The sequence below is a fragment of the Azospirillum brasilense genome (genome assembly GCF_005222205.1).
GTDB classification, from domain to species: domain Bacteria; phylum Pseudomonadota; class Alphaproteobacteria; order Azospirillales; family Azospirillaceae; genus Azospirillum; species Azospirillum brasilense_G.
In genome coordinates this window covers 65001-91083 of the sequence record NZ_CP032345.1, presented here as the reverse complement: position 1 = coordinate 91083, position 26083 = coordinate 65001, and the positions used below count along the sequence as shown (strand labels likewise).

General features: G+C 67.1%; 27 protein-coding genes and 2 rRNA genes (1 of these 29 running past the window's edge). 11 read left to right on the top strand and 18 right to left on the bottom strand.

The features are described from left to right. Nucleotides 1-48: 48 nt before the first annotated feature. The 3 genes from D3869_RS00445 (at nt 49) to D3869_RS00435 (ending at nt 3890) form a co-directional block, all read left to right on the top strand. Nucleotides 49-1329: an NAD(P)/FAD-dependent oxidoreductase gene (locus tag D3869_RS00445; RefSeq protein ID WP_137138494.1), complete on the top strand. Its 1281-nt coding sequence runs from the start codon at nt 49-51 to the stop codon at nt 1327-1329. Between the two features lie 68 nt (nt 1330-1397). Next, the gene (locus D3869_RS00440; protein ID WP_247895666.1) at nt 1398-2405 is read left to right on the top strand and encodes a hypothetical protein; all 1008 of its coding nucleotides are present in this window, start codon (nt 1398-1400) and stop codon (nt 2403-2405) included. A gap of 144 nt (nt 2406-2549) precedes the next feature. After that, nucleotides 2550-3890, top strand: a complete 1341-nt coding sequence (locus tag D3869_RS00435; protein ID WP_137140521.1) for a ferredoxin reductase family protein — start codon at nt 2550-2552, stop codon at nt 3888-3890. Nucleotides 3891-3905: 15 nt separating this feature from the next. Here D3869_RS00435 and D3869_RS00430 read toward each other — a convergent pair whose 3' ends face one another. Together D3869_RS00430 and D3869_RS00425 are read right to left on the bottom strand one after the other, a co-directional pair. Continuing rightward, a complete protein-coding gene (locus D3869_RS00430) occupies nt 3906-5330 on the bottom strand; it encodes an FAD-dependent oxidoreductase (protein ID WP_247895664.1) in 1425 nt (474 codons plus the stop codon). 30 nt (nt 5331-5360) lie between these two features. Continuing rightward, complete coding sequence (locus D3869_RS00425) at nt 5361-6491, bottom strand: polysaccharide pyruvyl transferase family protein (RefSeq protein ID WP_137138492.1); 1131 nt, start codon at nt 6489-6491, stop codon at nt 5361-5363. Nucleotides 6492-6625: 134 nt separating this feature from the next. On the opposite strand from D3869_RS00425, the gene D3869_RS00420 reads away from it, so the two are divergent. Beyond that, entirely contained in the window at nt 6626-7093 is a 468-nt protein-coding gene (locus D3869_RS00420; protein WP_137138491.1) for a hypothetical protein, read from the top strand. Nucleotides 7094-7099: 6 nt separating this feature from the next. On the opposite strand, the gene D3869_RS00415 is transcribed toward D3869_RS00420, so the two are convergent. Further along, nucleotides 7100-8089, bottom strand: coding sequence for a TerC family protein (locus D3869_RS00415; protein ID WP_137138490.1), 990 nt, complete (start codon nt 8087-8089; stop codon nt 7100-7102). A gap of 321 nt (nt 8090-8410) precedes the next feature. Between D3869_RS00415 and D3869_RS00410 the strand changes: the two genes are divergently transcribed. Both D3869_RS00410 and D3869_RS00405 read left to right on the top strand, forming a co-directional pair. Continuing rightward, nucleotides 8411-8737, top strand: a complete 327-nt coding sequence (locus D3869_RS00410; protein WP_282190172.1) for an HU family DNA-binding protein — start codon at nt 8411-8413, stop codon at nt 8735-8737. 68 nt (nt 8738-8805) lie between these two features. Beyond that, a complete protein-coding gene (locus tag D3869_RS00405) occupies nt 8806-9216 on the top strand; it encodes a MucR family transcriptional regulator (RefSeq protein ID WP_137138489.1) in 411 nt (136 codons plus the stop codon). A 115-nt stretch (nt 9217-9331) separates the two neighbouring features. Here the strand turns inward: D3869_RS00405 and D3869_RS00400 are convergent, their stop codons facing one another. Next, nucleotides 9332-9856 (bottom strand): GNAT family N-acetyltransferase, encoded by a 525-nt coding sequence (locus D3869_RS00400; RefSeq protein WP_137138488.1) that lies wholly within the window; start codon nt 9854-9856, stop codon nt 9332-9334. A 512-nt stretch (nt 9857-10368) separates the two neighbouring features. Between D3869_RS00400 and rpoH the strand changes: the two genes are divergently transcribed. Then, on the top strand, nt 10369-11259 hold the full coding sequence (gene rpoH, locus D3869_RS00395) for an RNA polymerase sigma factor RpoH (protein WP_137138487.1): 891 nt from the start codon (nt 10369-10371) through the stop codon (nt 11257-11259). A 231-nt stretch (nt 11260-11490) separates the two neighbouring features. Then, the gene (locus tag D3869_RS00390; RefSeq protein ID WP_137138486.1) at nt 11491-12837 is read left to right on the top strand and encodes a globin-coupled sensor protein; all 1347 of its coding nucleotides are present in this window, start codon (nt 11491-11493) and stop codon (nt 12835-12837) included. 106 nt (nt 12838-12943) lie between these two features. Here D3869_RS00390 and D3869_RS32925 read toward each other — a convergent pair whose 3' ends face one another. Continuing rightward, nucleotides 12944-13114 carry a hypothetical protein gene (locus D3869_RS32925; protein ID WP_175426366.1) on the bottom strand — a complete coding sequence of 57 codons (171 nt, stop codon included), beginning with the start codon at nt 13112-13114 and terminating at the stop codon, nt 12944-12946. Nucleotides 13115-13423: 309 nt separating this feature from the next. Here D3869_RS32925 and D3869_RS00385 point away from each other — a divergent pair, with 309 nt between their 5' ends. Next, on the top strand, nt 13424-13999 hold the full coding sequence (locus tag D3869_RS00385; protein WP_137138485.1) for a GNAT family N-acetyltransferase: 576 nt from the start codon (nt 13424-13426) through the stop codon (nt 13997-13999). On the opposite strand, the gene D3869_RS00380 is transcribed toward D3869_RS00385, so the two are convergent. After that, entirely contained in the window at nt 13977-14447 is a 471-nt protein-coding gene (locus tag D3869_RS00380; RefSeq protein ID WP_109071237.1) for a hypothetical protein, read from the bottom strand. The genes D3869_RS00385 and D3869_RS00380 overlap by 23 nt on opposite strands. A 223-nt stretch (nt 14448-14670) precedes the next feature. Between D3869_RS00380 and D3869_RS00375 the strand changes: the two genes are divergently transcribed. Continuing rightward, nucleotides 14671-15825: an alpha/beta hydrolase family protein gene (locus tag D3869_RS00375; RefSeq protein ID WP_137138483.1), complete on the top strand. Its 1155-nt coding sequence runs from the start codon at nt 14671-14673 to the stop codon at nt 15823-15825. Between the two features lie 13 nt (nt 15826-15838). On the opposite strand, the gene D3869_RS00370 is transcribed toward D3869_RS00375, so the two are convergent. The 9 genes from D3869_RS00370 to D3869_RS00330 form a co-directional block, all read right to left on the bottom strand. Then, the gene (locus D3869_RS00370) at nt 15839-16474 is read right to left on the bottom strand and encodes a LysE family translocator (protein ID WP_137138482.1); all 636 of its coding nucleotides are present in this window, start codon (nt 16472-16474) and stop codon (nt 15839-15841) included. Nucleotides 16475-16551: 77 nt separating this feature from the next. Continuing rightward, complete coding sequence (locus D3869_RS00365; RefSeq protein ID WP_137138481.1) at nt 16552-17217, bottom strand: hypothetical protein; 666 nt, start codon at nt 17215-17217, stop codon at nt 16552-16554. A gap of 89 nt (nt 17218-17306) precedes the next feature. Then, entirely contained in the window at nt 17307-17765 is a 459-nt protein-coding gene (locus D3869_RS00360; protein WP_137138480.1) for a molybdenum cofactor biosynthesis protein MoaE, read from the bottom strand. A 16-nt stretch (nt 17766-17781) separates the two neighbouring features. Beyond that, a complete protein-coding gene (gene moaD, locus D3869_RS00355) occupies nt 17782-18033 on the bottom strand; it encodes a molybdopterin converting factor subunit 1 (RefSeq protein ID WP_137102903.1) in 252 nt (83 codons plus the stop codon). Next, nucleotides 18033-19286 carry a molybdopterin molybdotransferase MoeA gene (gene moeA / locus D3869_RS00350; protein WP_137138479.1) on the bottom strand — a complete coding sequence of 418 codons (1254 nt, stop codon included), beginning with the start codon at nt 19284-19286 and terminating at the stop codon, nt 18033-18035. Before moeA ends, moaD begins: the two co-directional genes overlap by 1 nt. A gap of 74 nt (nt 19287-19360) precedes the next feature. Beyond that, nucleotides 19361-19888, bottom strand: a complete 528-nt coding sequence (mobB, locus tag D3869_RS00345) for a molybdopterin-guanine dinucleotide biosynthesis protein B (RefSeq protein ID WP_137138478.1) — start codon at nt 19886-19888, stop codon at nt 19361-19363. Nucleotides 19889-20050: 162 nt separating this feature from the next. After that, nucleotides 20051-20662, bottom strand: coding sequence for a CDP-diacylglycerol--glycerol-3-phosphate 3-phosphatidyltransferase (gene pgsA / locus D3869_RS00340; RefSeq protein ID WP_137138477.1), 612 nt, complete (start codon nt 20660-20662; stop codon nt 20051-20053). A gap of 48 nt (nt 20663-20710) precedes the next feature. Continuing rightward, nucleotides 20711-22729: an excinuclease ABC subunit UvrC gene (gene uvrC, locus D3869_RS00335; RefSeq protein ID WP_137138476.1), complete on the bottom strand. Its 2019-nt coding sequence runs from the start codon at nt 22727-22729 to the stop codon at nt 20711-20713. A 400-nt stretch (nt 22730-23129) separates the two neighbouring features. Beyond that, nucleotides 23130-23900, bottom strand: coding sequence for an SDR family oxidoreductase (locus D3869_RS00330; RefSeq protein ID WP_137138475.1), 771 nt, complete (start codon nt 23898-23900; stop codon nt 23130-23132). Nucleotides 23901-23994: 94 nt separating this feature from the next. On the opposite strand from D3869_RS00330, the gene D3869_RS00325 reads away from it, so the two are divergent. Next, on the top strand, nt 23995-24795 hold the full coding sequence (locus tag D3869_RS00325; protein ID WP_137138474.1) for a hypothetical protein: 801 nt from the start codon (nt 23995-23997) through the stop codon (nt 24793-24795). On the opposite strand, the gene D3869_RS00320 is transcribed toward D3869_RS00325, so the two are convergent. The 3 genes from D3869_RS00320 to D3869_RS00310 all read right to left on the bottom strand — a co-directional run. Continuing rightward, nucleotides 24767-25051, bottom strand: coding sequence for a YkgJ family cysteine cluster protein (locus tag D3869_RS00320; RefSeq protein ID WP_247895757.1), 285 nt, complete (start codon nt 25049-25051; stop codon nt 24767-24769). The genes D3869_RS00325 and D3869_RS00320 overlap by 29 nt on opposite strands. Nucleotides 25052-25277: 226 nt before the next feature. Further along, nucleotides 25278-25393 (bottom strand): 5S ribosomal RNA (rrf, locus tag D3869_RS00315). A gap of 132 nt (nt 25394-25525) precedes the next feature. Continuing rightward, nucleotides 25526-26083, bottom strand: a 23S ribosomal RNA gene (locus tag D3869_RS00310) (it continues 2189 nt past the right edge of the window).

Below are 26083 nucleotides of genomic sequence, written 5' to 3'. Positions count from 1 at the left end.
CGCTGGAATCATTGACGGGGCGGGGGTCCCTCCCCTAACTCGGCAGTCATGCCGACATCATCCCACATCCGCTCGTGGTACGCCGACACCGCGACTCCGCATCCGCGACACCCGGTGCTGAAAGGAACGCTGTCCTGCGACGTCTGCGTGGTCGGCGGCGGCTACACCGGGCTGATGACCGCGCTGGAACTGGCCGAGCGGGGCTACGACGTGGTCCTGCTGGAGGCCAACCGCGTCGGCTGGGGGGCGTCGGGCCGCAACGGCGGACAGATCATCACCGGCTACAACAAGTCGATGAGCACCATCGAGCGTTGGGTCGGGGCGGAGGATGCCAAGCGGCTGTGGGACCTCGGCGAGGAGTCCAAGGCGCTTCTGGCGGAGCGGGTGGCGAAGCACGCCATTCCCTGCGACCTCACCTGGGGCTTCGCCCACGCGGCGGTGAAGCCGCGCCACATGGACGACGTGGCGGCGATGGAACGCGAGATGCGCGACCGCTACGGCTACGACAAGGTCCGCATGCTCGACCGTGAGGCGATACGGGCAGTGGTGTGCAGCGACGCCTATGTCGGTGGGCTGGCCGACGACGGAAGCGGCCATCTGCACCCGCTGAACTACGCGCTGGGCCTCGCCAGAGCCGCCGTCCGGGCCGGAGTCCGCATCTTCGAGGACAGCCGCGTCACCGCCATCGACACCGGGGACAAACCCAGCGCCACCACGGCCGAGGGGCGGGTGGCGGCGCGCTTCCTCGTGCTCGCCGGGAACGCCTATCTGGGGGCGCTGGCGCCGCGCCTGTCGGCCAAGGTGATGCCGGTCGCCACCTACATGATCGCCACTGAACCGCTGGGGGAGGCGACGGCCTCCGCCCTGCTGCCGACCAACGCGGCGGTCAGCGACATGAACTTCGTGCTGAACTATTTCCGCCGCTCCGCCGACCACCGTCTGCTGTTCGGCGGCGGCGTCAGCTATTCCGGGCTGGACGCGCCGGGGCTGAAGATCGCCATGCGGTCCAAGATGCTGGCGGTCTTCCCGCAGCTTCGCGGCGTCGCGGTCGATCATTTCTGGGGCGGCCACGTCGCCATCACCATGAACCGCATGCCCGATGTCGGGCGGCTGACGCCCACCACCTGTTTCGCCCACGGCTATTCCGGCCACGGGGTGGCGCTGGCCGGCATGGCCGGGCGGGTGATGGCCGAGGCGATCCGCGGCACGGCGGAGCGGTTCGACGTCTTCGCCCGCGTGCCCCACCTGCCCTTCCCCGGCGGACGGCGGTTCCGCACACCCGCGCTTGTCCTCGCGATGCTCTGGTTCCGGCTGCGCGATCTGCTGTAACCTGCCCGTCCCATTCCCGCTTCCGGTTCCCGCCCATGTCCGAAGTCCCCGATCCCGAAACCGGAAGCATGGAAGCCGATGCCGAGGCTCCCCCCGCCGCGTCGGCGCCAACCGACGCCGCGGCGCCCGATTCCTCTCCGGCTGCGCCGATGCGGGACACGCATTTCGATTTCGAACACAAGGTGTTCAGCCTGTCCGGGGCCTTCTTCTGCATCGACCCGTCCGCCAAGCAGCCGGTTCTGCACATCCTGCTGGGCGATCTGAAGGCCGCCCTGCCCTTCAACACGCTGATGGAATCCTTCGACATCAAGGAGGACAGCCGCGACGCCAAGCTGCTGGACGTCGTTGCCAAGGGGCTGGCCTTCGTGAAGCAGATCCGTCCCGGCGAGCAGATCCCGGGGGAGTTGCTGGACGGCCGGGCCTCCTGGTCGGTCGAGGAGAAGCACCGGACCATCGCGCGCGGGCGCCTGACCGTCCAGCTCGTCTCCTCGATCTCCGGAACCGAGATGATCGTGGTGAAGGCCGACGAGTTGGAACAGATCGTCGAGGATCCTCAGACCAAGCAGCGCGTCAAGGCCGCCTTCAAGGACATCGCGGCGAAGCTGGGCCTGAAGGACAATTACGAGCAGTACCTGACCGACCGCATCGAGGACCTGACGCAGGAGCTGTCCTACATCGAGGCGCTGCGCGATCGCTTCAACGCCATCCGCGCCATCGGCGGCAAGCTGACCCGGCTGACCCAGCTCTACCGGACCGACCGGACCTTGTGCAACGAGGTCGCGCGCATGCAGGGGCTGCTGAACAAGCCGCTGAAGGACTACGACGCCATCTTCGAGCAGGCGGACGCCCAGACCGGCGAGATCTTCGGCGCGCTGAAGGCCTTCGACACCACCGTGACCTTCATCCGCAAGATCCGCGACGACCTGCGCGCCCGGCTGCTGGAGTGGGAGGACATCCTTCAGGCCTGGGACACCACCCCGGTGGAGAAGTCGACCGCCATCGAGCAGTTGCAGAAGCAGACCTACCGCTTCCTCGCCAACCGCTTCATGGAAACCAAGGTCTGGATCCGCAAGTAACCGAATTCCCCGTCATCCCCCGCCGTTGCCGTGGCCGACGATTCGAATGGCTGCGATGATCGGGATCGGCTTGTCACCGGAAAGGCGATCGCGAAACATCCCTCCATCCGCACCTTGACGGTGGCCGACACGGAGGATGTCGCCATGAAAGCGATCAAACTGTCCTTATGGGGTGTTTTAGCCCTTCTCACGATTTTATGGCTTGCCGCCGAACCTGAAGTGTTTTGGGCGGACGGCGTCTTCGGTCTTCGCGCTGCATTGGTTCAGTACAGCGGGATCGTCGCCATTGGTTGCATGGGCATGGCGACCATCCTGGCGCTGCGGCCGCGCTGGCCGGAGGCGTGGTTCGGCGGTCTCGACAAGATGTACCGCCTGCACAAATGGCTGGGCATCGCCGGACTCGTCGCGGCGGTCGTCCATTGGCTGTGGGCCCAGGGGCCGAAATGGGCGGTGGGCTGGGGGTGGCTGGCCCGGCCGCAACGGGGACCGCGGGCGATCCCCGACAGCTCCCTCGAACAGTCGCTCCGCGGCCTGCGCGGCACCGCCGAATGGCTCGGCGAATGGGCCTTCTACGCGGCGGTGCTGCTGATCGCGCTGGCGCTGTTCAAACGCCTTCCCTACCGGCTGTTCTTCAAAACGCACCGCCTGCTGGCGATGGCGTACCTCGTGCTGGTCTTCCACGCCGTCGTGCTGACCGACTTCGCCTACTGGAGCGCGCCCATCGGCTGGGTGATGGCTCCGCTGCTCGCCGCCAGCGCCTGGGCCGCCGTTGTCGCGCTGCTCGGCCGGGTCGCCGCTGACCGGCGGGTTCCCGGCACCATCAGCGCGCTCCATTACTTTCCCGGCGTGCGCACGCTGGAGATCGCGATCGACGTTCCGCAAGGCTGGCCGGGGCACAAGGCGGGCCAGTTCGCCTTCGCCACCTCGGACCGCGCGGAGGGCGCCCATCCCTACACCATCGCCTCGGCCTGGAACGATGCCGAGCGCCGGATCACCTTCGTGGTCAAGGAACTGGGCGACCACACCCGGCGGCTGCGCAAACGGCTGGCGATCGGTCAGGCGGTGACGGTGGAGGGACCCTACGGCTGCTTCACCTTCGACGATTCCTGCCCGCACCAGATCTGGGTGGGCGGCGGCATCGGCGTGACGCCGTTCATCGCCCGCATGAAGTTCCTTGCGGAAAATGCTGAACGGCCACGGCAAACCGTCGACTTCTTCCACACCACCAGCGAGTACGACGGGGACGCGATCGCGAAGCTCACCGCCGACGCTGCGGCGGCGGGGGTTCGCCTCCATGTCCTGGTCGACAGCCGCGACGGCCGCTTGGACGGCCAGCGCATCCGTACCCTGGTGCCGGACTGGCGTGACGCCAGCGTCTGGTTCTGCGGCCCGATCGGCTTCGGGCAGGCGCTGCGGCACGACTTCGCAGCCCATGGCCTGCCGGTGGAGCAACGCTTTCACCAGGAACTCTTCGCGATGCGCTGACCTCGCCTCGCGGGCCTACGCCTCAGGCTCGCGCAGCAGGGCGCCCTGGCGCAGCAGTTCACGCTGGATGGCGCCGACCGGGATGTCGCGGGTGCGCTCGCCGCGCCGCGCCGCCATCGAGGCGCAGACCCCGGCCGCCTGCCCCGTCGCCATGCAGGTGGGCGTGACCCGGTAGGAGGAGTGGGCCTCGTGGCTGCCGGAAATGCAACGGCCCGCCACCAGCAGCTTCTCCGTCCCCTTGGGCAGCAGGGCGCGCATCGGCACCTCGTACCATTCGCCGGAAGGCACACGCTTCAGCACCGTGCCGCGGCCCGTCGGGCTGTGGATGTCCACCGGGTAGGTGCCGCGGGCGATGGCGTCCTTGAACTTGGCCGCGCCCAGCACGTCGTCCGCGGTCATGGCGTAGTCGCCGACGATGCGCCGCGTCTCGCGGATGCCGATTCCGGTGCCGGTCTGGCAGGTGTAGGCATCGGCGAAGCCGGGAGCGTACTTGCGCAGGAAACCGGCGATCTGCGCGGCCTGCCGGTGGCTCTCCCACTCCGCGCGGGTCAGGTCGAAGACGTTGGTGCCCAGCGCGCCGGTGACCCGCGTGCAGTTCAGGGCGATTTCACCGGGGTGGGTGGTGGCGAAGAACAGGATGTCCTCGCGCGCCAGATCGAGGTCGCCGTTGGCGGTGGCCTTGGAGACGAGGTCCCACAGCCCGTGCACGCCGCGCCATTGCGTCGGATGCTCCCGCACATAGCCATTGAAGGCGTCGTGGTCGAAGCCGACCATGCGGAACATCAGCGTCATGGGCTGGGTCAGCCCGTCCTCCTCCCGCCCGACCTCGTAGTCGCAGCCGGCCAGCGCCGCGATGTCGCCGTCGCCGGTGCAATCCACGATCACGTCGGCCTCGATGACCACCGGGCCGGACTTCGTCTCGAACACCACGGCGTCGGGCTTGCCCGGTTCGCCGAGGACGGTGGACGCGAAGGCGTGCAGCAGCACCTTCACCCCGGCCTCGTCGAGGATCTGCTGCGCGGTGACCTTGAGCACCTCGGGATCGAAGGGAACGGTGAAGCCGGTGTCCGGCGAGGGCGGGATGGCACCCTGGTTGGTGTAGAGGCGCCCCAGGAAGACGGCAAGCGCGCCACCCACCACCGGCTCGCCGGGGCCGTGGTCCTGCGGCATCAGGCGCGTGTTGTCGACGACGGCCACCGAACCGCGCTGGGTGTAGAAGCTCATCCAGGGCATGACGAGCGCCGCCGTGGCGTTGCCGCCGAGGAAGCCGTAGCGCTCCACCAGGATCGTCTCGGCCCCCGACTGGGCGGCGCCGATGGCTGCCCCCATGCCGGCGGGGCCGCCGCCGACGACAAGGACGTGGCAGCGAGCCACCTTCATGGCGCGGCGCGGCGGCAGCGTGACCGATTCAGGGTTCGGGGGACAGGGCAGAACGGGCAAGACTGGCTCCTTTCGTCATTCCGCCGGCCATCATTCCGCCGGTTCCACCGCCGGTTCGGCGTGCGGGGCCACCGTCCGCAGGGCCAGCGGCGCCGTTTCACGGGCGCGCTCCATCAGTACGGGAATCCGGTCGCGCAGCAGTCCCTTCTGCTCGGCGCGGTGATCCCACAGGCGGTCGAGGTCGGCGAGGAAGGTCCCGGCGGTGGTGTGGGACACGGTCGCCCGCGGCTCCAGCCCGACCGAGGACAGGAAGTCCGACACCTTGGAGGCGTAGGGCAGCGCGATCAGCGGCGTGCCGGTGATGGCCGCGAAGATCAGGAAATGCAGCCGCATCCCCACGGCCATCTCGAAATGATCCATCAATCCGATGATCTGGCGCGGCGTGTAGCGGTACTGCAGCAGATGGGCACGCTCGGACACGGCCATACGGCCCATGACTCGGTGCGCCTCCCGCACGTCGGCGCGCTCCATCGGCACGAACACCACGTCGGCGCCGAACCGCTGCACGATGTAGTCCGCCGCCTCCGCCAGAAGCTGGTGGTAGGCCGCGTCGGTGAGTTCGGGCGCCGCAGCGCCCTGCTCGCGCACCGACAGGCCGACCAGCGGACGGCCGCGCGGGATGCCCGCCTCGGCCAGCATCTCCTCGGTGAAGGGCTCCGGCGTCAGCAGCAGCGCCGGATCGGCGGTGACCGTCACGGGAACCTGCACGCCGATTTCCTCGATCAGCCGCTTGGCGCTCGGCTCGCGGACGGTGATGCCGGCCATGCGGTCCAGCCCCTCGCGCACCGCGTCGCGCTCCACCCGGTCCCTCAGCGGGCCGACGCCGATGGCGAAGGTGTAGGTGGGCACGCCCAGCCTCTGCGCGATGGTGACCTCGCGCAGGTAGGTCTGCGCCTCGCTGTCATAGAGGATGCCGCCGCCGCCAAGGAGCAGCAGGTCGAGCCGCTCGACCTCCGGGGTGATCTCGTCCTTCATGGCTTCCCGCGGATTCAGGACGCGGTCCACCGTGTGGTTCGCGCGGGTATGAGCGGCGTTTCGGGAGAAGACGACCACCTCGACCCCCGGCACCGTGGTGCGGAGCTGCTGGATGGCCGAGGTGAGGATCGCCTCATCACCCAGATTCAGGCCGCCGTAAGATCCTGAAATGCCTATGACCGTCATCCGTACCCCCTGCCGCACCGAAGCCGTGCGCCTATGCCTTCGGGTGCAACCCGACCGGCTGGCGAAGGTTCCGTGCAACCGGTATTCTTCGGTCCCGTCCGCCCGGCGTTGGACGGACAATTCCAAGGAAGACGATGCCGAGACCCAAGCTGTTCCTCGACCTCGATGGCGTTCTCGCCGACTTCGACCGCGGCGTGAAGGCGGTCACCGGCAAACGCCCGGAGGAGATCCCGATGAAGGTCATGTGGCGGGAGTTGTCGCGCCACCCGGACTTCTTCGGCACGCTGAATTTCATGCACGACGCGCAGGATCTCTGGCAATTCTGCGAGCCTTACGCGCCGACCATCCTGACCGGCCTGCCGCTCGGCTCCTGGGCGCCGGAGCAGAAGCGGCGCTGGGTCGCCCACATGCTGGGACCCCACGTGCGGGTCATCACCTGCATGGCCCGCGACAAGCACCGCCACGGCGGGCCGGGCACGGTTCTGGTGGACGACCGCGAGAAGGCCCGCGATCCCTGGACCCAGGCGGGCGGCGACTTCATCCTCCACACCAGCGCGAAGGAGAGCATCGCCGCCCTGAAGCGCCTGGGCTTCACCGGCTGACCGGGGTCATTCCGCCGGCAGCCGCTTGCCCTCGCCGCGCGTCTTGAGAAGCGAGACGACCACGCCGCCCGCGATCAGGGTCAGCGTCACGCCCAGCGAGACCAGCGGGTCCGGCTTGCCGAAGAGCTGCGCGTAGAAGATCTTGCCGCCGATGAAGACCAGCACCAGCGCCAGCGCGTACTTCAAATAACGGAAGCGGTGGACCATCGCCGCCAGCGCGAAGTAGAGCGCGCGCAGGCCGAGGATGGCGAAGATGTTGCTCGTGTAGATGATGTAGGGGTCTGTGGTGATGGCGAAGATCGCCGGCACGCTGTCCACCGCGAAGATCAGGTCGGCGAACTCGACCATCATCAGCGCCAGGAACAGCGGGGTGGCGTAGAGCGCGGTCCGCCCGTCCGGCCCCGCCTCGCGCACGAAGAATTTCTGGCCGCGGAAGCCGTCGGTGATGCGCAGATGCCGGTTCAGGAAACGCAGCGCCGGGTTGTCGGCGAGGTCCGGCTCCTTGTCCACGGCGAACAGCATCTTCACGCCGGTCAGCAGAAGGAAGGCGCCGAAGACGTAAAGCACCCAGTGGAACTCGCTGACCAGGGCGGCGCCCGCGGCGATCATCAGGCCGCGCATCACGATCACGCCCAGGATGCCCCAGAACAGCACGCGGTGCTGGTAGGCCCGCGGGACCGCGAAGTAGGTGAAGATCAGCGATATGACGAACACGTTGTCGAGCGACAGGCTCTTTTCGATGAAGAAGCCCGTGTAGTACTGGGCGGCCGCGGCGTCGCCCATCGACCACCAGACCCAGCCGCCGAACAGCAGGGCGACGGCGATGTAGAAGGCCGAGAGGCGAAGGCTTTCCTTCACGCCGATCTCGCGGTCGCGGCGGTTGAGAATGCCGAGGTCGAAGGCCAGCAAGGCCAGGACGAGGCCGACGAAGGTCAGCCAGACCCACGCCGGCTTTCCCATGACATCGAGAAAGAGGGGGGTGACAAGGGAATCCATAACAACACCCACTTGATTGCGCTGCGTCTGCAGTGAATTCAAGCGGTGTCCGACATCACGGCTGACGCCTCAGCCGTCAGAGGGGCCCGGACCCGAACGCCACGCAAATGGTGCTGCCGATTGATCGTTCAAGAACCGCATCCCGCGAGTCGATCAACTTTCCGGGCAGGACATCCTTCCTTTGCCGGCCACGCGGCGCCGTTGTGTCGCCCAGGGTGGTCTTTTTGATGCATCCAAGCCACAGTGAAGGCAAGAATTCACAAGCAGTGAAACACTTATGGTTGCTTTCCCACCCATCACTCTTGTGCCGATGGATTCGATCTGCCAAGAACACGGAAAAATCCACACGCGCGAAGGCACCAGGAGTTTCGCATGAACCAAGCCGAGCTCATCGAGACCATCGCGACCAACGCCGGCATCCGCAAGTCCGATGCGGCGAAGGTCGTTCAGTCGGTGTTCGAAGGCATTTCTTCGGCGCTCGCCCGCGGCGAGGAGGTGCGTCTCGCCGGGTTCGGCATTTTCGAAGTGGCCGAGCGCGCCGCCCGCGAGGGGCGCAACCCGCGCACCGGCGAGGCGGTGCGGATCGCCGCGTCCAAAGCGCCGCGGTTCAAACCGGCCAAGCAATTGCGCGACGTGGTGAACGTCTGATCGACATCGCCCAATCCAAGGCTGTTCCAAAACGGCCGACTCACAGGGGAACGGAGCTGAACGCGGCCATGACCATCGAAGCATCGGAATTGCAGGCCCTGACCGCCAAGGTCGTCTCGGCCTATGTCGGCAACAACACGGTGCCGGTCGCCGACCTGCCGGCACTGATCCTCAACGTCCAGGCGGCCTTCAACGGTCTGGGCGAGGAAAAGACCGCGCCGGCCAAGGCCGAACTGGTCCCCGCGGTGCCGATCAAGAAGTCGGTGACCCCGGAATACATCGTCTGCCTTGAGGACGGCAAGAAGCTGAAGATGCTCAAGCGGCATCTGAAGACCGTCTACGACATGTCGCCGGACGATTACCGGGCCAAATGGAATCTGCCGGCGGAATATCCGATGGTCGCTCCGAACTACGCCAAGGCCCGCTCGGAAATGGCCACGAAGCTCGGTTTGGGCCGCAAGCGGGTTGCGCAGGACTGACCCCCTGCGCTCCACTCTGGACCCGCCGGCAGGCGCACCCTCGGGGTGCGCCTTTTTCTTACCGCCTTCGCCGCTGCATGGCCGTGAAACGGCGGAAGATGACGATACGGCGCCCTCAGCGACCGTCAGGTGACGTCGTTTCCCCGTGACCAAGCGGACGCTGCATCAGGACGCTGTCCACCCAGCGCCCGAACTTGAACCCGATCGCCTTCAGCAGGCCCGCTGATTCGAAACCCAGGCTTCGGTGCAGGCCGATGGACGCCGCGTTGCCGCTGTCGCCGATGACCGCGAGCATCTGGCGGCACCCTGCCGCCGTGCAGCGGTCAATCACCGCCGCGAGCAACGCCCGACCGGCGCCGCGGCCCATACAGTCCGGATCGAGATAGATCGAATCCTCGACGCTGTACCGGTAGGCGGTGCGCAGCCGGTAGGGGCCCGCATAGGCGTATCCTATGACCCGCCCGTCCATCTCCGCAACGACATAGGGCATGCCCCGGTCCAGCACGTCGTCGCGTCGGCGGGCAAGCTCCTCCAGGCTGGGAGGCACCTCCTCGAAGCTGGCCGTGCCGGTCAGGACATGATGGGTGTAGATCGTCTGGATGCGCGGCAGATCGTCCGGCCGGCTGTCGCGGATGTGCATGGGTGGCCTCCCGCCTTGTTCGAACAGCTGGAATAGCACGCCCGCGACGCCGGAGAACACCACCGTTGCCGCCCAGGGATTGCATCCCTGATCCCCCCTGGAGGAACGTCCTATGCCAAGCGGCCATACTCCTTAGCCTGTATGGCCATAGATCATGCAAAAGACACATCCATGCCGTCGAGTGATGACCAAGCGGAGAGAGCCGCATCTGCCTTAGCTCCAAACGAAAATCGTCATCTTTTCGCCAATATTCCAAAAGTTCTCCCGATCTTTTCGGCATTCATAAGGACCGAATAGTCCGGACATAGGCCAAAAAATATTGCTGCACCGCCGTTTCAAGGCTTGATCCAACTTGGAGGTGGCGGCACAGTATCAATGTCTGATTGACGTGTTCCCGGATAATTTCGGCAAATCCCCCACAAAAAAAATGCCGAAACGGTGGGCGTCTGCGAACGGCCATCGAAAGGGTTCCGCGGCAAGAGACGGTGGAGCGTTGGAGAGAGGAGGCCGGTGTGCTCAAGAAACTCCTGACTGGTGAAAACGCCAGCCTGACCCGTTACGTCGAGGAGTCGAAGCGGTTCCCCATCCTGGCCCCCGACGAAGAGCGCGAGCTCGCCGTCGCCTGGCGCGACCGCGGGAACGGCCATGCGCTGGAGCGTCTGGTGGGCAGCCACCTGCGGTTGGTGATCAAGATCGCCCGCGGCTTCGGCGGCTACGGTCTGCCGCTGCCCGACCTCGTCGCCGAAGGCAATGTGGGCCTGATGCAGGCCGCCCAGAAGTTCGATCCGGAACGCGGCTTCCGCTTCGCGACCTACGCCACCTGGTGGATCCGCGCCTCCATCCAGGAATACATCCTGCACAGCTGGTCGCTGGTGAAGATGGGCACGACCGCCGCCCAGAAGAAGCTGTTCTTCAACCTGCGCCGCCTGAAGAGCCAGATGCAGGAGTTGGAACAGGGCGACCTGTCGCCCTCGACCGTCACCGCCATCGCCACCGAACTGGATGTGCCGGAGCAGGAGGTGGTGGAGATGAACCGCCGGCTCTCGTCGAACGACAGCTCGCTCGATGCCGCCCTGTCCAGCGACGGCGAGACCAACTGGCTGGAACTCCTGGCCGACGACCGTCCGACGCAGGAAAGCGTGATCGCCGACGCCGACGAGCTGGCGCTGCGCCGCCGGCTGGTCGGGCAGGCCCTGGAACGGCTGGACGACCGCGAGCGCCGCATCCTGTTCGAGCGCCGCCTGAAGGACGATCCCTCCACCCTGGAGTCGTTGAGCCAGCAGTTCTGCGTGTCGCGCGAGCGGGTGCGGCAGATTGAGGTGCGGGCCTTCGAGAAGCTTCAGAAGGCCGTCCTGAGCGCCGCCCAGGCGCTGCGCCGCGCCCCGGCTCATATGGCTGCCTGATGTAGACGAACAGTCGATCTTCACGGCGGCACACAACATACCGGCGGATGCCAAACGGCTCCGCCGGTTTCTATTTTTATAGGACTTTAATGATTTGGCGGCCTGCGACAACGCTGCCGGTTTTCACACCGATCGTAACCCTCCATAGTGCCGCCCGCAGGTTAGTTACTTTGCATTCGAAACAAATTTCGCTAATCTGATGCGGTCCTATTTTCGCGGGGAAGTCGATCCATGTCGCATTCTGCCCAGACGCAATCCATTCTCGACCGAATCTCCTTTCTGCGAATCGACGAACCCACGAAGGCCATCCTTCGGGAATTCCAGCCCTATCTCGCCCAGCGCATCGATCAGATCCTCGAGGATTTCTACGGCTACCTGCGCTCCGTCCCCCAGGTCGCGACACTGCTCGCCAATCCGACGGTGGTCAGCCGGGCACGGGACATGCAGAAGCAGCATTGGCTGAAGAACGTCTTCACCGGAACCTTCGACGACGCCTACATGGCGCAGGTTCTGAAGATCGGGCAGGCTCACCAGCGCATCGGCCTGGAGCCGCGCTGGTACACCGGTGCCTATTGCTTCACCCTGAACAAGCTGATCGACCTCGCCTACCAGGTCTACCGCAAGAAGCCGGAGAAGCTCGCCCAACTGATGCAGGCGATCAACAAAGCGGTCTTCCTGGACATGGATCTGGCGACCTCGGTTTATGTGGACCTGAACACCGCCGCGATCATCTCGCGCGAGCTGGGAACCACCGCCGACTCGTTCGAACGCGAAGTGAAAAGCGTGGTGCAGGCCGTGGCCTCCGCCGCGCACCAGCTCCAGGGCACCGCCCAGAACATGAGCCGCACGGCCGAGGAGACCAGCGCGCAGTCGACCCAGGTCGCGGCGGCGGCGGAGGAGGCCTCCGTCAACATCCAGACGGTCGCCGCGGCGGCGGAGGAGCTGACCGCCTCCATCGGCGAGATCAGCCATCAGGTGACCCAGTCGGCAGCGATCGCCGGCGAGGCCATGTCGCAGGCGGAGCGCACCAACACCACCGTGCAGGGGTTGGCCGACGCCGCCAGCCGGATCGGTCAGGTGGTGAAGCTGATCCACGACATCGCCAGCCAGACCAACCTGCTGGCCTTGAACGCCACCATCGAGGCCGCCCGCGCGGGCGAGGCCGGCAAGGGCTTCGCGGTCGTGGCGTCCGAGGTGAAGAGCCTCGCCAACCAGACCGCCAAGGCGACGGAGGAAATCAACGCGCAGATCGGCGCGGTTCAGGGCGCGACGCAGGACGCTGTGCTCGCCATCCGCTCCATCTCGGAAACCATCGCGCGGATCAACGACATCTCGACCTCCATCGCTTCGGCCATGGAGGAGCAGGGAGCGGCCACCACCGAGATCGCCCGCAACGTCCAACAGGCTTCGATCGGAACGCGCGAGGTCAGCGAAACCATCGTGCGGGTCAATTCCTCGGCGTCCGAAACCGGATCGGAAGCGCGCAGCGTCCTGTCGGCGACGAACGAGCTGTCCATTCAGTCGAACAATCTGCGGGCCGAGGTCGACCGCTTCCTGGCGCGGGTGCGGGCCGGTTGATCGCTGGAGTGGAGGGGCGACGCAACCCTGTGCCGCCCTTCCCACTCACGGACCAGCCTGCCTCATTGACCGGCCTGCGCCCAGCCCGTCGGCTCGAGCCGCGCGATCAAAGAACGGTGCGAAGAACCGTTTCGCTGACCTTTATCTTGGCCGCGTTAGCCGCCGAACGGAGATCGTCGAGCGAGCGCCAATGGCTGCGGCCACCGATCGTGGTCAGAGAGCCGTTTTGCATCGCAACGAAAAGGCCTGTGCGTCCGAGATTCACGATCTTGATCATCGCACTCTCCTCCTCCGTCTCCGGGGTATCGATTCGCGTCCGGCCATCGCACGGCGTCGCGTTCTCCCCATTTCATTTAGAGACTTACCAAAAACACTCACATTCGGTCAACGAGGCCAATCGACATAGACCACAGATTGTCTTTCCTTCAGAGGACCTGGCCTCGAAGTGCAGCGACACCCCCTGCCCCTTGGGAGCCGTGCCCAACCTTCGTGAAAGCCTTGTCGAAAAGACTTTCATAGACCGGGGGGAACGCTGCGCTGCGCCGGTCCGTTCATTCCTTCAAATGGTTTGAAGCCCGGAGGAGGAATGGACGCCGCCACCGCGTCGCAGGATGTCATCAGCCTGCCCGTCGCAATTCGCCCGGCCTGCCGGACCGACCTGCCGGACCTCGAATGGTTCGGGCTGCACACGCCGCATCGGGAAATCCTCGCCACGGCCTTCCGCGCCCAGGAACGCGGAAGCGGCGCCCTTCTCGTGGCGGAGGTCAACGGCTTCCCCGCCGGTCAGATCTGTATCGACTTCCAGCGCAAGCGGCATCTGCGCCGGGCGACGCTGTGGGCCTTGCGGGTGTTCCAGCCCTTCCGCAACCGGGGGATCGCCACACGGCTGATGGCCGCCGCCGAAGGCACCGCGCTCGACCACGGCTATTCGGAAGCGGAACTGGGCGTGGACCGGGACAACGCCGGGGTCCTCGCCTTCTACGAGCGGCTGGGCTACGAGCTGCGCGGCACCGAACGGGGGCGTTATTCCTACCGCACCCCGGCCGGCGAGCTGGTCCAGGTGCCCATCGATCAATGGATCATGCGCAAGCCGCTGTTCCGGCAGGCGGCGTGGCAGACCGGGACCGGCTTCGCGCCGGTCATTCCGCCGCCAGCGCTATGAGCCGGGCCGGGCGGCGCCGCGGCAGACGGATGCGCGCGCCGTCCAGGATGTCCGCCAGTTCCCGTGCCGAATCCGTGGCCATGGTCAGGGCGACCAGGGGAAGCCAGCGGTCGAACACCTGGGTCGTCACGTCGCCCTCCCCGGCCTGCATGGCGGCCAGCGCGTCCAGAACCGCCATCTCGTCCATCCCGACCCGCGAGCAGGAGGGGCAGCGGAACGCCGGCCGGCCGGCGTTGGTCACGGCGAAGGTCCCCAACAGGGCGAACAGCGGCAGCAAAGCCGACGAAGGCACGCCGGCCACGCCGAAACTGGCCCGCATGGCGGCCATCGCCCCCGCGGTGCCGTGACGGAACCATTGCCGGAAACCGGTCAGCAGCGCGCGCTCCGCCGTCGTCAGATCGGACACCGTCCAGGGGGACAGCCTCCCCTCGCCCACCGAATCGCACATGTTGACCCCTCCCGACTGAAGTGACGGACCCGACCTTAGACGATCCGCCTCAGGATTGCGAGTCATTCGCATTTGCAATCCATGGACCTTCTGACGCAGGGCACCGCCACCGATCGGGGGCTGTGACAACGCTCCGTGACAAACGCCGGCCTGCCCTGCTGGAAAGGTCGGGTTAACCATATTCCTGGACCCTTTCCACGCCCGCAGACAGGAGCGTGGAAGGATGAGGCGGACAATCGGACAGGCGCTGCTCGGTTTGGTGACGGCGTTGGCGATGCTTGGGATGGCGCAGACGGCGGCGGCCCAGATTCACCTGAACCCGGCCTATGGCGACGGCACCCTGCTCGGCCCGACCGTGGCCCGCGGCGCGGTGGTGTGGAGCCATGGCCGTTCGGTGGACGTGGAGGATTCGAACGCCCCCACGCCGCTCTACATGAAGACCATGAAGGACGCCGGGTGGGACGTGTTCCGTCTGGACCGCATGCGGGTCAGCGACACGCTGCCGAACAGCTCCCGCGCGCTGGCGGGCTACGCCGACCAGTTGAAGGACCGCGGCTACCGCAAGGTCGTGCTGACCGGCCAGTCCTTCGGCGCCTTTCTCTCGCTGATGGCCGCCGGGCAGAGCGACCGGGTGGACGCCGTCGTCGGCACCGCCCCCGCGGCCTTCGGAAACTTCTCCGATTCCTACGACAGCTTCCGCGAGAACGCCGCTCAGCTCTGGCCGATCCTGCGCGGCATCCACAGCGCGCGGGTGATGCTGTTCTTCTTCCACGGCGATGATTTCGACCCCGGCGGGCGCGGGGAGTCGGCGCGCGGCATCCTGTCCTCGCGCGGTCTGGACCACATCGTGGTGGATCAGCCGGCCCTGCTGACCGGCCACGGCGCGGCGACGACCGGCATGTTCGTCCGACGCTTCGGCGCCTGCATCCTGCGCTTCGCCGAGGCGCCGCCGCGCCGTGGCGATCCCTCCTGCGACGAATCCTGGGGCCGCACGCCGAGCGCGGAGCTGATGCGGGCCGCGGTGCCGGAGCCGCGCACCGGCAGCGGCACCTCCTCCCCGGCGGGCACCGGAGCCCGCTCCTTCCTCGGCGTCTGGTACGGCGCCTACATCAACGGGCGGGAGATCGCGCTGGCGGTGGACCGGGTCGACGGCGACGCCGTCTACGCCGACTACGTGCTGGGTCCGGGCATGGAGGCCGACCAGCCGATGGAGCGCGCCCAGCGCAAGGGCCGCATCGAGAACGACGAGCTGGTGTTCGACGAGAAGGGACGCAACGTGCTGCGCTACAGCGTCCGGACCGACGGGCGCCTGTCCGCCACTTGGCTGGACCGGTCCGGCAAGGGCCGTCTGGAGACGACCCTCCGCCGAATGGACTGAACGCCGCGGCCGATCACAGCCGGCGGGCGAGCGCCAGCAGCCCGCCGGCGCCGATCATCAGGCCGCCGGTCAGGCGGTTGAGGGTGCGGGCTGCGGAGCCGCTGGTCAGGCGGGCGCCGATGCTGTTGCCGCCGGTGGCGTAGGCCATGATCCAGCCGAACTCGATCACCACCATGATCGCCACCAGCGCGACGAGCTGCGGCATCAGCGGGGCCGCCGGGTCGATGAACTGCGGGAACAGGGCAGCCATGAAGACCAGCGCCTTCGGGTTGCTGAAGGCGACCAGCAGCCCGCGCAGGAACAGGCGATGGGCCGGGGCTTCCTCCACCGCCGCGGCGCCGGTGGCGCGCGGCGAGCCGTCTGGCACCGGCGCCCGCCACGCGGCGATGCCGAGCCAGGTCAGATAGGCCACACCCGCCCACTTCACCGCCTGGAAGGCCGGCTCCGACGCCGCCAGCAGGGCGCCGAGCCCCAGCACCGACAGGGTGGCCATCGTCGTCAGCGCCACGCACATGCCGAGCCCGCCCCAGGCCGCGCGGCGGACGCCGTAGCGCAGGCCGAGGCTCATCGCCAGCAGCATGTTGGGGCCGGGGGTCATCGACAGCACGAAGGCCGTCGCGAAGAAGAATCCGAGAGTCTGCCAGTTCATCGCCGTGTTCCGAAGGGGGGCCTTGCGATGTCACCACGGCGCGGCGCGTCTGGCAAACGCCGCCTGCGCAAAGCTGGTCAACGCCGCTTCGCGTCGCCCGGCGCCGGATCGACGGACGCCGGATCGCGGTAGTCCCAGGGCGGCGTGCGCAGCCACTCCTCCAGGCTGCCCGGCGCCGCCTTGCCCCGCGGTTCCGGCCGCTCGGCCGACTGGATGGGCTCGGGAGGCTTCGCACCGAGAAGCGCGCCGGGCCACACCCGCCCATCCCGATCGACCTGGGCGCGGTAGCGCAACCCCATGGACGCGACGAACTCCCCCTCCCCGGTCGGACGGCCGAACGCGAAGGCCCCGACGTAGCGGTGACCGTCCGGCAAGGTCAGAGTGCCCTTGCCGGTGGCGAGGCCATGCCGGAAACGGCCCTGGAAGATTGCCCCATCCTTGCGCCCGCTGCGTCCCGGTCCCTCGGCCCGGCCATCGACGAAGACCGCCTCGGTCCAGTCCGCCGGCTCCGCACCATCGAACGTTTCAAGAACGCCGGCACCCTGAGCGAAGCCGTTGCGGCAGGCGCCGTTCCAGCGGACGGATCTCCCCCGGCTCGGATCAGGATCGCGGACGCGGCAGCCGCTGGCCGGGTCAGTCCGAATCCGCTCGGCCGTCTGCCGCTCCTTCCCTTGGACGGGGCACGACAGGAGCGCGCCCAGCGACAGGACCGCCAGTCCGGCGAGCAGGAACCGGGTTCGCATGATCGGACACTCCGCACGCGCGCACAGCCTTGCGCGGGAGCGGATCCAATCACCGTGAGGAGGGCGCCGTCTGTGCGCTGCCTCTCACCTCACGCCGGTTTCGTCCAGCGGGCCGCCGCCGCGTCGTCGGAGTCCTTGGCCGCCACCCAGCGCTCGCCGTCCGGGGTGGCCTCCATCTTCCAGAAGGGCGCCCTGGTCTTCAGCCAGTCGATCAGGAAATGGCAGCTTTCAAAGGCCGCCTCGCGATGGGCGCTGGCGGTGGCGACCAGCACGATCCGATCGCCCGGCTCCAACCGCCCATAGCGGTGGATGATCAGAGCGTCGTCCAGCGGCCAGCGCGCCCGAGCCTCCGCCTCGATCGCCTCCAACTGCCGTTCGGTCATGCCGGGATAATGCTCCAGCATCATGGCGCTGACGGACTCGCCGCCGGCCATGTCGCGCACCAGCCCGACGAACAGGGTCACCCCGCCGATGCCCGTCTTGCCGCCGGTCATCGCGGCCAGTTCCGCCCCGACGTCGAAATCCTCGCTCTGCACCTTCACCGTCACGGCAAAGCTTCCTTCTTCAGCCGCCGGTCACCGGCGGGAACAGGGCCACCTCGTCGCCGGGGCCGACCGGGTGGTCGTAGGGCACATGCTCCTGGTTCACCGCGACCTTGACCACCGTGCTGTTGGCGAGCGCGTCGGCGTGCTTCGGGCTGCGGGTTTTCAGCCACTCCACCAGGGTGCCGACGTCGCGGACCTCCGCCGGCAGGTCCACCGTCTCGGTCGCCACGCCGATCTTGGTGCGCAGCCAGGCGAAATAGAGGATCTTCATCACCGAACCTCACTGAAAGGCAGGAAATCCACGATCATCCCCGGCTCGACGCGGGTGATCTCTTCCGGCAGTTCGACGAGCCCGTCGGACTCGACCATCGACGACAGGATGCCCGCCCCGTCGCGCGGGTGCTTGACCGCGGTCAAAACCCCGTCGGCGGCGCGGGCGAGCGTGGCCCGCACATACTCGCGCCGCCCCGCCTTCTTCTTGTAGGTAAAGCCCGCGCGCAGCGGGAACAAGGCGGGCGCCTCGTCAGCCGCCCCCATCAGCCGCAGCAGGATCGGGCGGGCGATGCGCAGGAAGGTGACCATGACCGCCACCGGATTGCCCGGCAGGCCGATGAAAACCGCGCTCTTGGCCGTGCCCAGCGCCACCGGACGTCCCGGCTTGATCGCCAGCCGCCAGAAATGCAGTCCGCCCAGGGACTCCACCGCCGCCTTGACGTGGTCCTCCTCCCCGGTGGACATGCCGCCCGAGGTGATGAGGACATCGTGCGTTCCTGCCGCCGCCTCCAGCGCGCCGCGAACGGCGTCGAGCCGGTCGGGCAGGATGCCGAGGTCGGTCACGCCGCAGCCAAGCTGGCGCAGCGAGGCGATCAGGGCGAATCGGTTGGCGTCGTAGATGCAGCCGGGCTCCAGCGGCACGCCCGGCTCACGCACCTCGTCCCCGGTGGAGAAGACGGCGACGCGCAGGGTCGTGCGCACCATAACCTCCCGCCGCCCCAGCGAGGCGAGCAGGCCGATGTCCTCCGCCCGCAGCCGGCGGCCGGCGGTCAGGACGGTGCTGCCCTGCGTCATATCCTCCCCGGCGCGGCGGCGGTTGGCGCCACGACGGATGCCGGGGGGAATGGCGACGGTACCCTCCTCCGCCCTGCAGTCCTCCTGCATCAGCACCGTGTCGAAGCCTTCGGGCATCGGGGCACCGGTGAAGATGCGCACCGCCTCTCCGCGCCGCCCTGGACGGTCCAGCGCATGGCCGGCGGCGACGCGCGCCGTGACCGGCAAGCGCGTGGCCGCGTCGGGCGTCAGATCGTCGAAGAAGACCGCGTAGCCGTCCACCGCCGAATTGTCGTGGGGCGGCACGTTGAACGGAGCGACGACATCCTCGGCCAGAACATGGCCCAGCGCGTCGGCAAGACCGATGCGATGGGTCTCCGTGACGGGGTGGAGTCGACCGGAGAGAAGATCCAGCGCCCGGTCCACCGCCATCATGTCCCCGCCGAAGGCGAAGCAATCGTCGCTAAGCTGAGCCATCGCCCCATTCCACCCCGCACACCGCCGTCCGACAACCTTATGCCGGACCACCCTGTTTCAGGCCGTCCGCTGTCTCAGACAGCCTGCCCCGTTGCCCTGCACCGGTCCAGCGCGCAACGCTCGATGATGAAGGACGCGATGGCCTCCTCGTCGTTCAGGTCGAAGACGGGCACCTTGGCGTCCGGAACCGGCCCGTCGCTGGCGATCGCGACGATGCTCGGATCGTCCCGTGCGATCAGCGATTTGCCCACCGAGGCGCGCCACACCTCGATCTTTTCGTGCGGTTCGCGCTTGAAGCCTTCGATCAGCAGCAGATCGACCGGCGACAGCTTCGGCAGAAGTTCGGCCAGGGACAGCTCCGGCTCGTCGTCGCGGATCTCGTGCATCAGCGCCCAGCGGCGGGGCGAGCTGACCAGCACCTCGGTGGCGCCGGCCTCGCGGTGGTTGTGGCTGTCCTTGCCGGGATGATCGATGTCGAAGCCCTTGTGCGCGTGCTTCATGGTCGAAACGGTCAGGCCGCGCCGGATCAGCGCCGGGATCAGGCGAACGATCAGCGTCGTCTTGCCGCTGCCGCTCCACCCCGTCAGGCCGAACATCTTCATGGAAGCCCCTATCCTCCGCCTTGCCGCCCATCGCTGCGCGGGCGTTCCCCGGTCACATAGCAGAAACACACGGGCATGCGAACGGACAAACCGGAATGGCGGCCCGCTCTGCCACGTGTCGGAAAGCCGACCGCGGTGAACAGCGGTGCAGCCGCGGCCGGATCAGCCCGGCGTGCGGGCCGGGTTGCCCGGGGCGTCCTTCCGGGGCTTGGCCGGCTGGTGGGCCATCATGTGCTTCAGCCCGGCGCGCATGTAATCCCAGCCGGTGACGAAGGTGAGGATCGCCGCCACCCACAGGCCCAGCGTGCCGATCAGCGTGACCGGGATGTGGGCCGGGCCGTAGTCGCCGACGATCAGGAAGCCGATCGCCACCATCTGGATCGTCGTCTTCCATTTGGCCATCCAGGTGACCGGCACCCCGACGTTCAGCCCGGCCAGATACTCGCGCAGGCCGGACACCAGAACCTCGCGCAGCAGGATAACCACGGCGGCCAGCACCGACAGCCCGGACAGCCGCGCGAAGGCGACCAGCATGATCAGAGTCGCGGCGACCAGCAGCTTGTCCGCGATCGGGTCGAGGAACTTGCCAATGACGCTTTCCTGCTCCCAGGCGCGGGCCAGATAGCCGTCGAACCAGTCGGTGATGCAGGCCGCGGCGAACAGGGCGCAGGCCGTGTAGGCGGCCCACGCCTCCGGCACGTAGAACAACCCGACCACGACGGGAATCACCGCGATGCGCGACAGGGTGAGCAGGTTCGGCAGGCTGGTCAGCATCGGTCGCAACTCTGGAGTCGGAGGAAACGCGCGGCGGGCGGCGTCATTCTAACCGTCTGAATGGAAATGATCGTATATCTTTTTCGCCACTGTTTTGCTGATCCCTTCGACCGACTCCAGATCCGCCAGACCGGCGCGGGAGACGGCGACGGCGCTGCCGAAATGATGAAGCAGGGCCTTCTTCCGGCTGGGACCGATTCCCGGGATCTCGTCGATCATCGATTTTCCCAACGCCTTGGTGCGCTTCGCCCGATGGGTGCCGATGGCGAAGCGGTGCGCCTCGTCCCGCAGCCGTTGCAGGAAATAGAGCACCGGGTCGCGTATTTCCAGCTGGAACGGCGCGCGGTCCGGCATGAAGAAGCGTTCCCGCCCGGCGTCGCGGTCCGGTCCCTTGGCGATGCCGACCAGCGTCACGTCGTCGATCCCCAAATCGGCCAGCACCCCCAGCGCCATGTTGAGCTGCCCGATGCCGCCGTCGATCAGCACCAGATCGGGCCATGTGCCCTGCGTCCGCTCCGGGTCCTCCTTGATCGCCCGGCCGAAGCGGCGGGCCATGACCTCGCGCATCATCGCGAAGTCGTCGCCAGCGGCGCCCTCGGTCTTGATGTTGAACTTGCGGTAGGCGTTCTTGATGAAGCCCTCCGGCCCGGCGACGATCATGGCACCGATGGCGTGGGCGCCCTGGACGTGGGAGTTGTCGTAGACCTCGATGCGTTGCGGCGGACCGTCCAGCCCGAAGACCGTCGCCACCCCGTCGAGCAGCCGCGCCTGCGACGAGCTTTCGGCCAGCCGCCGCCCATGGGCCTCGCGCGCGTTGGTCAGGGCGTGTTCGACGATGCGGCGCTTGTCGCCCCGCTTGGGCGCGGCCAGTTCCACCCGGTGGCCGGCGCGCAGCGCCAGGGCCTCGGTCAGCAGCTCCTGTTCCGGAAGGTCGTGGCTGACCAGGACGAGGCCGGGGGCCGCCTTGTTCTCGTAGAACTGGGCGATGAAGGCGGCCAGCACCTCCGGGGTCTCGGCGCTCTTGTCGTGGCTGGGGAAGTAGGCACGGTTGCCGTAGTTGCGCCCGCCGCGGAAGAAGAACACCTGCACGCAGGTCATCCCGCCCTCCGCATGGGCGGCGATCACGTCGGCGTCCTCGATCACCCCTTCGACGTTGATGTCCTGGTGCGCCTGCACCGCGGTCAGCGCACGGATGCGGTCGCGGTAGCGGGCGGCGGTCTCATAGTCGAGATTCTCCGCCGCCTTGGTCATCTCCGCGACGAATTCCGTCTGGATGTCCCGGCTCTTGCCGGAAAGGAAGGCGCGGGCCTGATCGACCTGCGCCTGATACTCCGCCGGGCTGACCCGCTCCACGCAGGGCGCGGTGCAGCGCTTGATCTGGTATTGCAGGCAGGGCCGGGTGCGCGCCGCGAACACCGTGTCGGCGCAGTTGCGCAGCAGGAAGGCGCGCTGGAGCGCGGTGATCGTCCGGTTGACCGCCCCCGCCGAGGCGAAGGGTCCGAAATAGTCGGCGTCGCGCGACCGCGCCCCCCGGTGCTTGGTGAGCTGCGGGTAGTCGTGGTCCTTGGTGATCATGATGTGCGGGAAGGTCTTGTCGTCCCGCAGCAGCACGTTGTAGCGCGGCATCAGCCGCTTGATCAGATTCGACTCGAGAAGCAGCGCCTCGACCTCGGTGTGGGTCGTGACGAACTCCATGGTCTCCGTTTCCGACACCATGCGCTGCAGCCGCACGGGCAGGCGGTTGACCTGGGTGTAGTTGAACACCCGACGCTTCAGGTTCTTGGCCTTGCCGACATAGAGCACGGCCCCGTCCCCCGCCAGCATGCGATAGACGCCGGGGGTCTGCGGCAGGGTCTTGAGATGGTCGCGGATCACTTCCGCTCCGCGGGCGAGATCGGCGGGGCGCCGCCGAAGGCTCGGCGTCGCGTCCGCGCCATGGACACCCGCTCCCTTGGGGGCATCCGCTCCCTGGAGGGCGTCCGCTCCCGGAGAGCCGGCATCCAGAAGACCGGTGCCGTCCGTCTCCGGGAGAGTGATATCCGTGGGGGTGTCTGCGGTGTCGGGCATGTCTCGAATGTCGTCGGGTCCTGGAAGGGGGTCAACCACCCCTGTCCTGAATGGTTAAGACGAACGACTCACCGCTTCGGTGGGCATCCGTCGGGATATCCACGACTCCTGTGGATAAGTGTGTCGATAACCCCGGAGTTACCCCAACGGAACCAAGATGGCCCAAGGGATTCCTTGGCTATGCACAAAAATTAGGCAATTATGCTAAGTTATTGTTTTTCCTTGCTTCGCTTTGAGTCAAGACGGCAGTTTGGCGCTGTGCCGCTATTTTTCCGGATCGTGCAAACAGCCCCTTGCGCCGATGAGGCCGGGTGTGTACAACGCGCGGTCCTCTTGACGGGGTGCCCGACCGATCAGGGCGTCGGCTTCCGAACGGCATGGCTTTGCCTGACCGAATCGCCTATTCCGTCGGCACGAACCCCAAGGTCGGCTGCGCCCAGCCCAGATGCTCGCCCCCGTCGAGCGCGACCATCTGCCCAGTGACCGACGGCGCGTCGATGAGGAAGCGCAGAGCCGCGCAGATCTCGTCCGGTGAGGGACCGCGCCTCAACGGTGTCGCGTCGCGCTGGGCGGCGAATTCTTCGTCCGTCTGACGGGCGTTCTTCAATGTCGGCCCCGGACCGATCGCGTTGACCCGGATGCGCGGGGCGAGCGCCATGGCGAGCGTCTGGGTCAGCGTCCACAGGCCGGCCTTCGACAGGGTATAGGAGATAAAGTGCGGAGTGAGGTTCCACACCCGCTGATCGATCATGTTGACAATCAGCCCCTCCACATCGCCCGGCACCTGAGCCGCGAAGGCCTGGCTCAACACGAAGGGGGCGCGGAGGTTGGCCTCCATGTGGCGGTCCCAGGACTCGCGGGTCACGTCCTCAACCTCGTCCCGCTCGAAGCGGGAGGCGTTGTTGACCAGCAACGACAGCGTGCCCAGCCGCTCCACCGCTTCGGGCACCAGCGCCTGTGCGTCCAGTTCACGTTCCAGGTCGGCCTGGAGCGCGACGGCGACGCCGCCCTGCCCGACGATCTGTGTCACCACCGCGTCGGCCTCACTGCGGGAATGCCCGAAATGCACACCCACGCGCCAGCCGCGCGCCGCGAGATCGAGCGCGATGGCGCGTCCGATCCGCTTTCCGGCCCCGGTGACCAGGGCCGCTTTCCTCTTGATCTCCACCATGCCGCCATAGGTACCCTGCCACCCGTTCCGGTCAAGGGGTTCCCTTCGGGTCAGGCTCCGGACCGGCGAAAGACGCGCGGAGCGGGACGCGGCCATGCTGAGGGAAGCCTTCGAGTACCTGATGACACCCTGCCCGCCCTTGGGCCGGCGCTACGGCTATCTGGCGGAGGCGGTGGCTCTCGGTGCGCGCCACCGGCGCCAGCGGCGGGCCTGGGCTCCCCACGTCGAGGCCTGCCGGCGCTTCGTGCGGGAAGCCGCCGGGCAGGCGCCGCGCGGCGGGCGGGCGCTGGTGGCGGGGTCCGGCTTGCTGATCGAGGTTCCGCTGCCACTTCTGGCCGAGCGATTCGATGAGGTGGTGATGATCGACATGGTGCACACCCATGCCGCCCGCCGACAGGCGCGGCGCCATCCCAACGTCCGTCTGCTCACTCTCGACGTCACCGGTGCGCTGGCGCCCCTGGACACCGCTCTGTCCGAGGGTTCACCGCTGCCCTCGCCATCGCCGCCCAACCTGCCGGGGGAGCGGTTTGCTTTCGCCGTGTCCTGCAATCTCCTGTCGCAGCTTCCCCTCCTGCCCCTGAACGCCATCGACCGCAAGGCTCCGAACACACCCGAAGCGGAGCAGGAACGCTTCGCCCGAGCCCTGGCGCAGACTCATCGCTCCTGGCTGTCTCGCGTCGCCGAGCAGGCCGCTCTGTTCACCGATGTGGAGAGTCTCTGGCTGGAAAACGGCGCAGTGCAGGAGCGCGAGGACTCCCTGTGGGGACTCGAGCTTCCTCATCCCGACCGGGCTTGGGACTGGGACATCGCCCCAGCCCCGGAGGAGGACCGCCGGCGCAGCTTGCGTCACCGCGTCGGCGCTTGGTTCAATCTTTCAGCCCCAACTGGGACCTGACAGTGTAACAGGCATCGCTCCCCGCCGTAAACTCGCGGCACACCAGGGGCCGGTGCTCATAGACGCTGCAGAAGACGGACTCACCAAGGGTTCCCATCAGGGCGGAACAGCGGTTGCCGTTGCACCGCATGCGCCCGTCCTCCTTCAAGTGCTCCATGATCCCGTCGCCATCCCATTCACCGATGAAGGTCGGCCACTCCCAGGAATAGGCGCAACAGGCCCCGCAGCGTTCGCAATCCGGTACGTCACCAGCCATCGGCATAGACATGCCCCCGTTTTTCCTCGCCGTCTCCCAACCCTTTGCCTCTCCGCGCAGCCCTCAGGCAATCCAAAGGTTTGCGCCGACGTTGGCCCCAGGCACAACGAAAAGCCGGCGCCTCCCATTGGGAACGCGCCGGCTTTGCCGTTCATGAAGCCGATTGTCAAGTTGGTGCGAAGCCTTCTGCGTCCACATCCGGTGTGGTGTGGCGTGTGCCGTGGTGACCTGGCGGCGACCTACTCTCCCACGTCTTAAGACGCAGTACCATCGGCGCTGAGGCGTTTCACGGCCGAGTTCGGAATGGGATCGGGTGTTGGGAGCCTCGCCATGACCACCAGGTCACCAAGGCACACGCGAACCATCCGGACAGGGACGGCAGGTTTCGTTAAGTGAGGACGTATGCGTTCTTGTACTTGCGGTGTTGGCTCGTGCGCCCAGGGCTTGCCGCTGCGCGCGGGCCGCCGGCTGGGAAGGATCAAGCCGATCGAGCGATTAGTAAGGCTCAGCTTCAGGCGTTGCCGCCCGTCCACATGCCTCCTATCGACGTGATGGTCTGTCACGGCTCTCAAGGGAGTTCTGGTTTAGAGGTGGGTTTCCCGCTTAGATGCTTTCAGCGGTTATCCCGTCCATACTTAGCTACCCGGCCATGCCACTGGCGTGACAACCGGTGCACCAGAGGTATGTCCATCCCGGTCCTCTCGTACTAGGGACAGATCCTCGCAAAACTCCGACACCCACGGCAGATAGGGACCGAACTGTCTCACGACGTTCTAAACCCAGCTCACGTACCACTTTAATCGGCGAACAGCCGAACCCTTGGGACCTGCTCCAGCCCCAGGATGTGATGAGCCGACATCGAGGTGCCAAACGACTCCGTCGATATGGACTCTTGGGAGTCATCAGCCTGTTATCCCCGGCGTACCTTTTATCCGTTGAGCGATGGCCCGTCCACATGGAACCACCGGATCACTATGGCCGACTTTCGTCTCTGCTCGACTTGTCTGTCTTGCAGTCAGGCGGGCTTATGCC

What these genes read in the sequence shown, in the direction of transcription:
- mobB (WP_137138478.1), bottom strand. Translation starts at nt 19,888, where the DNA reads ATGAAGATGTTCGGCCTGACGGGGTGGAGCGGCAGCGGCAAGACGACG.
- D3869_RS00415 (WP_137138490.1), bottom strand. Translation starts at nt 8,089, where the DNA reads ATGGATTCCCTTGTCACCCCCCTCTTTCTCGATGTCATGGGAAAGCCG.
- D3869_RS00385 (WP_137138485.1), top strand. Translation starts at nt 13,424, where the DNA reads ATGGACGCCGCCACCGCGTCGCAGGATGTCATCAGCCTGCCCGTCGCA.
- uvrC (WP_137138476.1), bottom strand. Translation starts at nt 22,729, where the DNA reads ATGCCCGACACCGCAGACACCCCCACGGATATCACTCTCCCGGAGACG.
- moaD (WP_137102903.1), bottom strand. Translation starts at nt 18,033, where the DNA reads ATGAAGATCCTCTATTTCGCCTGGCTGCGCACCAAGATCGGCGTGGCG.
- D3869_RS00325 (WP_137138474.1), top strand. Translation starts at nt 23,995, where the DNA reads ATGCTGAGGGAAGCCTTCGAGTACCTGATGACACCCTGCCCGCCCTTG.
- D3869_RS00420 (WP_137138491.1), top strand. Translation starts at nt 6,626, where the DNA reads ATGCCGAGACCCAAGCTGTTCCTCGACCTCGATGGCGTTCTCGCCGAC.
- moeA (WP_137138479.1), bottom strand. Translation starts at nt 19,286, where the DNA reads ATGGCTCAGCTTAGCGACGATTGCTTCGCCTTCGGCGGGGACATGATG.
- D3869_RS00390 (WP_137138486.1), top strand. Translation starts at nt 11,491, where the DNA reads ATGTCGCATTCTGCCCAGACGCAATCCATTCTCGACCGAATCTCCTTT.
- D3869_RS00365 (WP_137138481.1), bottom strand. Translation starts at nt 17,217, where the DNA reads ATGCGAACCCGGTTCCTGCTCGCCGGACTGGCGGTCCTGTCGCTGGGC.
- D3869_RS00330 (WP_137138475.1), bottom strand. Translation starts at nt 23,900, where the DNA reads ATGGTGGAGATCAAGAGGAAAGCGGCCCTGGTCACCGGGGCCGGAAAG.
- D3869_RS00425 (WP_137138492.1), bottom strand. Translation starts at nt 6,491, where the DNA reads ATGACGGTCATAGGCATTTCAGGATCTTACGGCGGCCTGAATCTGGGT.
- D3869_RS00400 (WP_137138488.1), bottom strand. Translation starts at nt 9,856, where the DNA reads ATGCACATCCGCGACAGCCGGCCGGACGATCTGCCGCGCATCCAGACG.
- D3869_RS00445 (WP_137138494.1), top strand. Translation starts at nt 49, where the DNA reads ATGCCGACATCATCCCACATCCGCTCGTGGTACGCCGACACCGCGACT.
- D3869_RS32925 (WP_175426366.1), bottom strand. Translation starts at nt 13,114, where the DNA reads ATGATCAAGATCGTGAATCTCGGACGCACAGGCCTTTTCGTTGCGATG.
- D3869_RS00370 (WP_137138482.1), bottom strand. Translation starts at nt 16,474, where the DNA reads ATGAACTGGCAGACTCTCGGATTCTTCTTCGCGACGGCCTTCGTGCTG.
- D3869_RS00375 (WP_137138483.1), top strand. Translation starts at nt 14,671, where the DNA reads ATGAGGCGGACAATCGGACAGGCGCTGCTCGGTTTGGTGACGGCGTTG.
- D3869_RS00440 (WP_247895666.1), top strand. Translation starts at nt 1,398, where the DNA reads ATGGAAGCCGATGCCGAGGCTCCCCCCGCCGCGTCGGCGCCAACCGAC.
- D3869_RS00435 (WP_137140521.1), top strand. Translation starts at nt 2,550, where the DNA reads ATGAAAGCGATCAAACTGTCCTTATGGGGTGTTTTAGCCCTTCTCACG.
- D3869_RS00405 (WP_137138489.1), top strand. Translation starts at nt 8,806, where the DNA reads ATGACCATCGAAGCATCGGAATTGCAGGCCCTGACCGCCAAGGTCGTC.
- D3869_RS00320 (WP_247895757.1), bottom strand. Translation starts at nt 25,051, where the DNA reads ATGGCTGGTGACGTACCGGATTGCGAACGCTGCGGGGCCTGTTGCGCC.
- D3869_RS00380 (WP_109071237.1), bottom strand. Translation starts at nt 14,447, where the DNA reads ATGTGCGATTCGGTGGGCGAGGGGAGGCTGTCCCCCTGGACGGTGTCC.
- pgsA (WP_137138477.1), bottom strand. Translation starts at nt 20,662, where the DNA reads ATGCTGACCAGCCTGCCGAACCTGCTCACCCTGTCGCGCATCGCGGTG.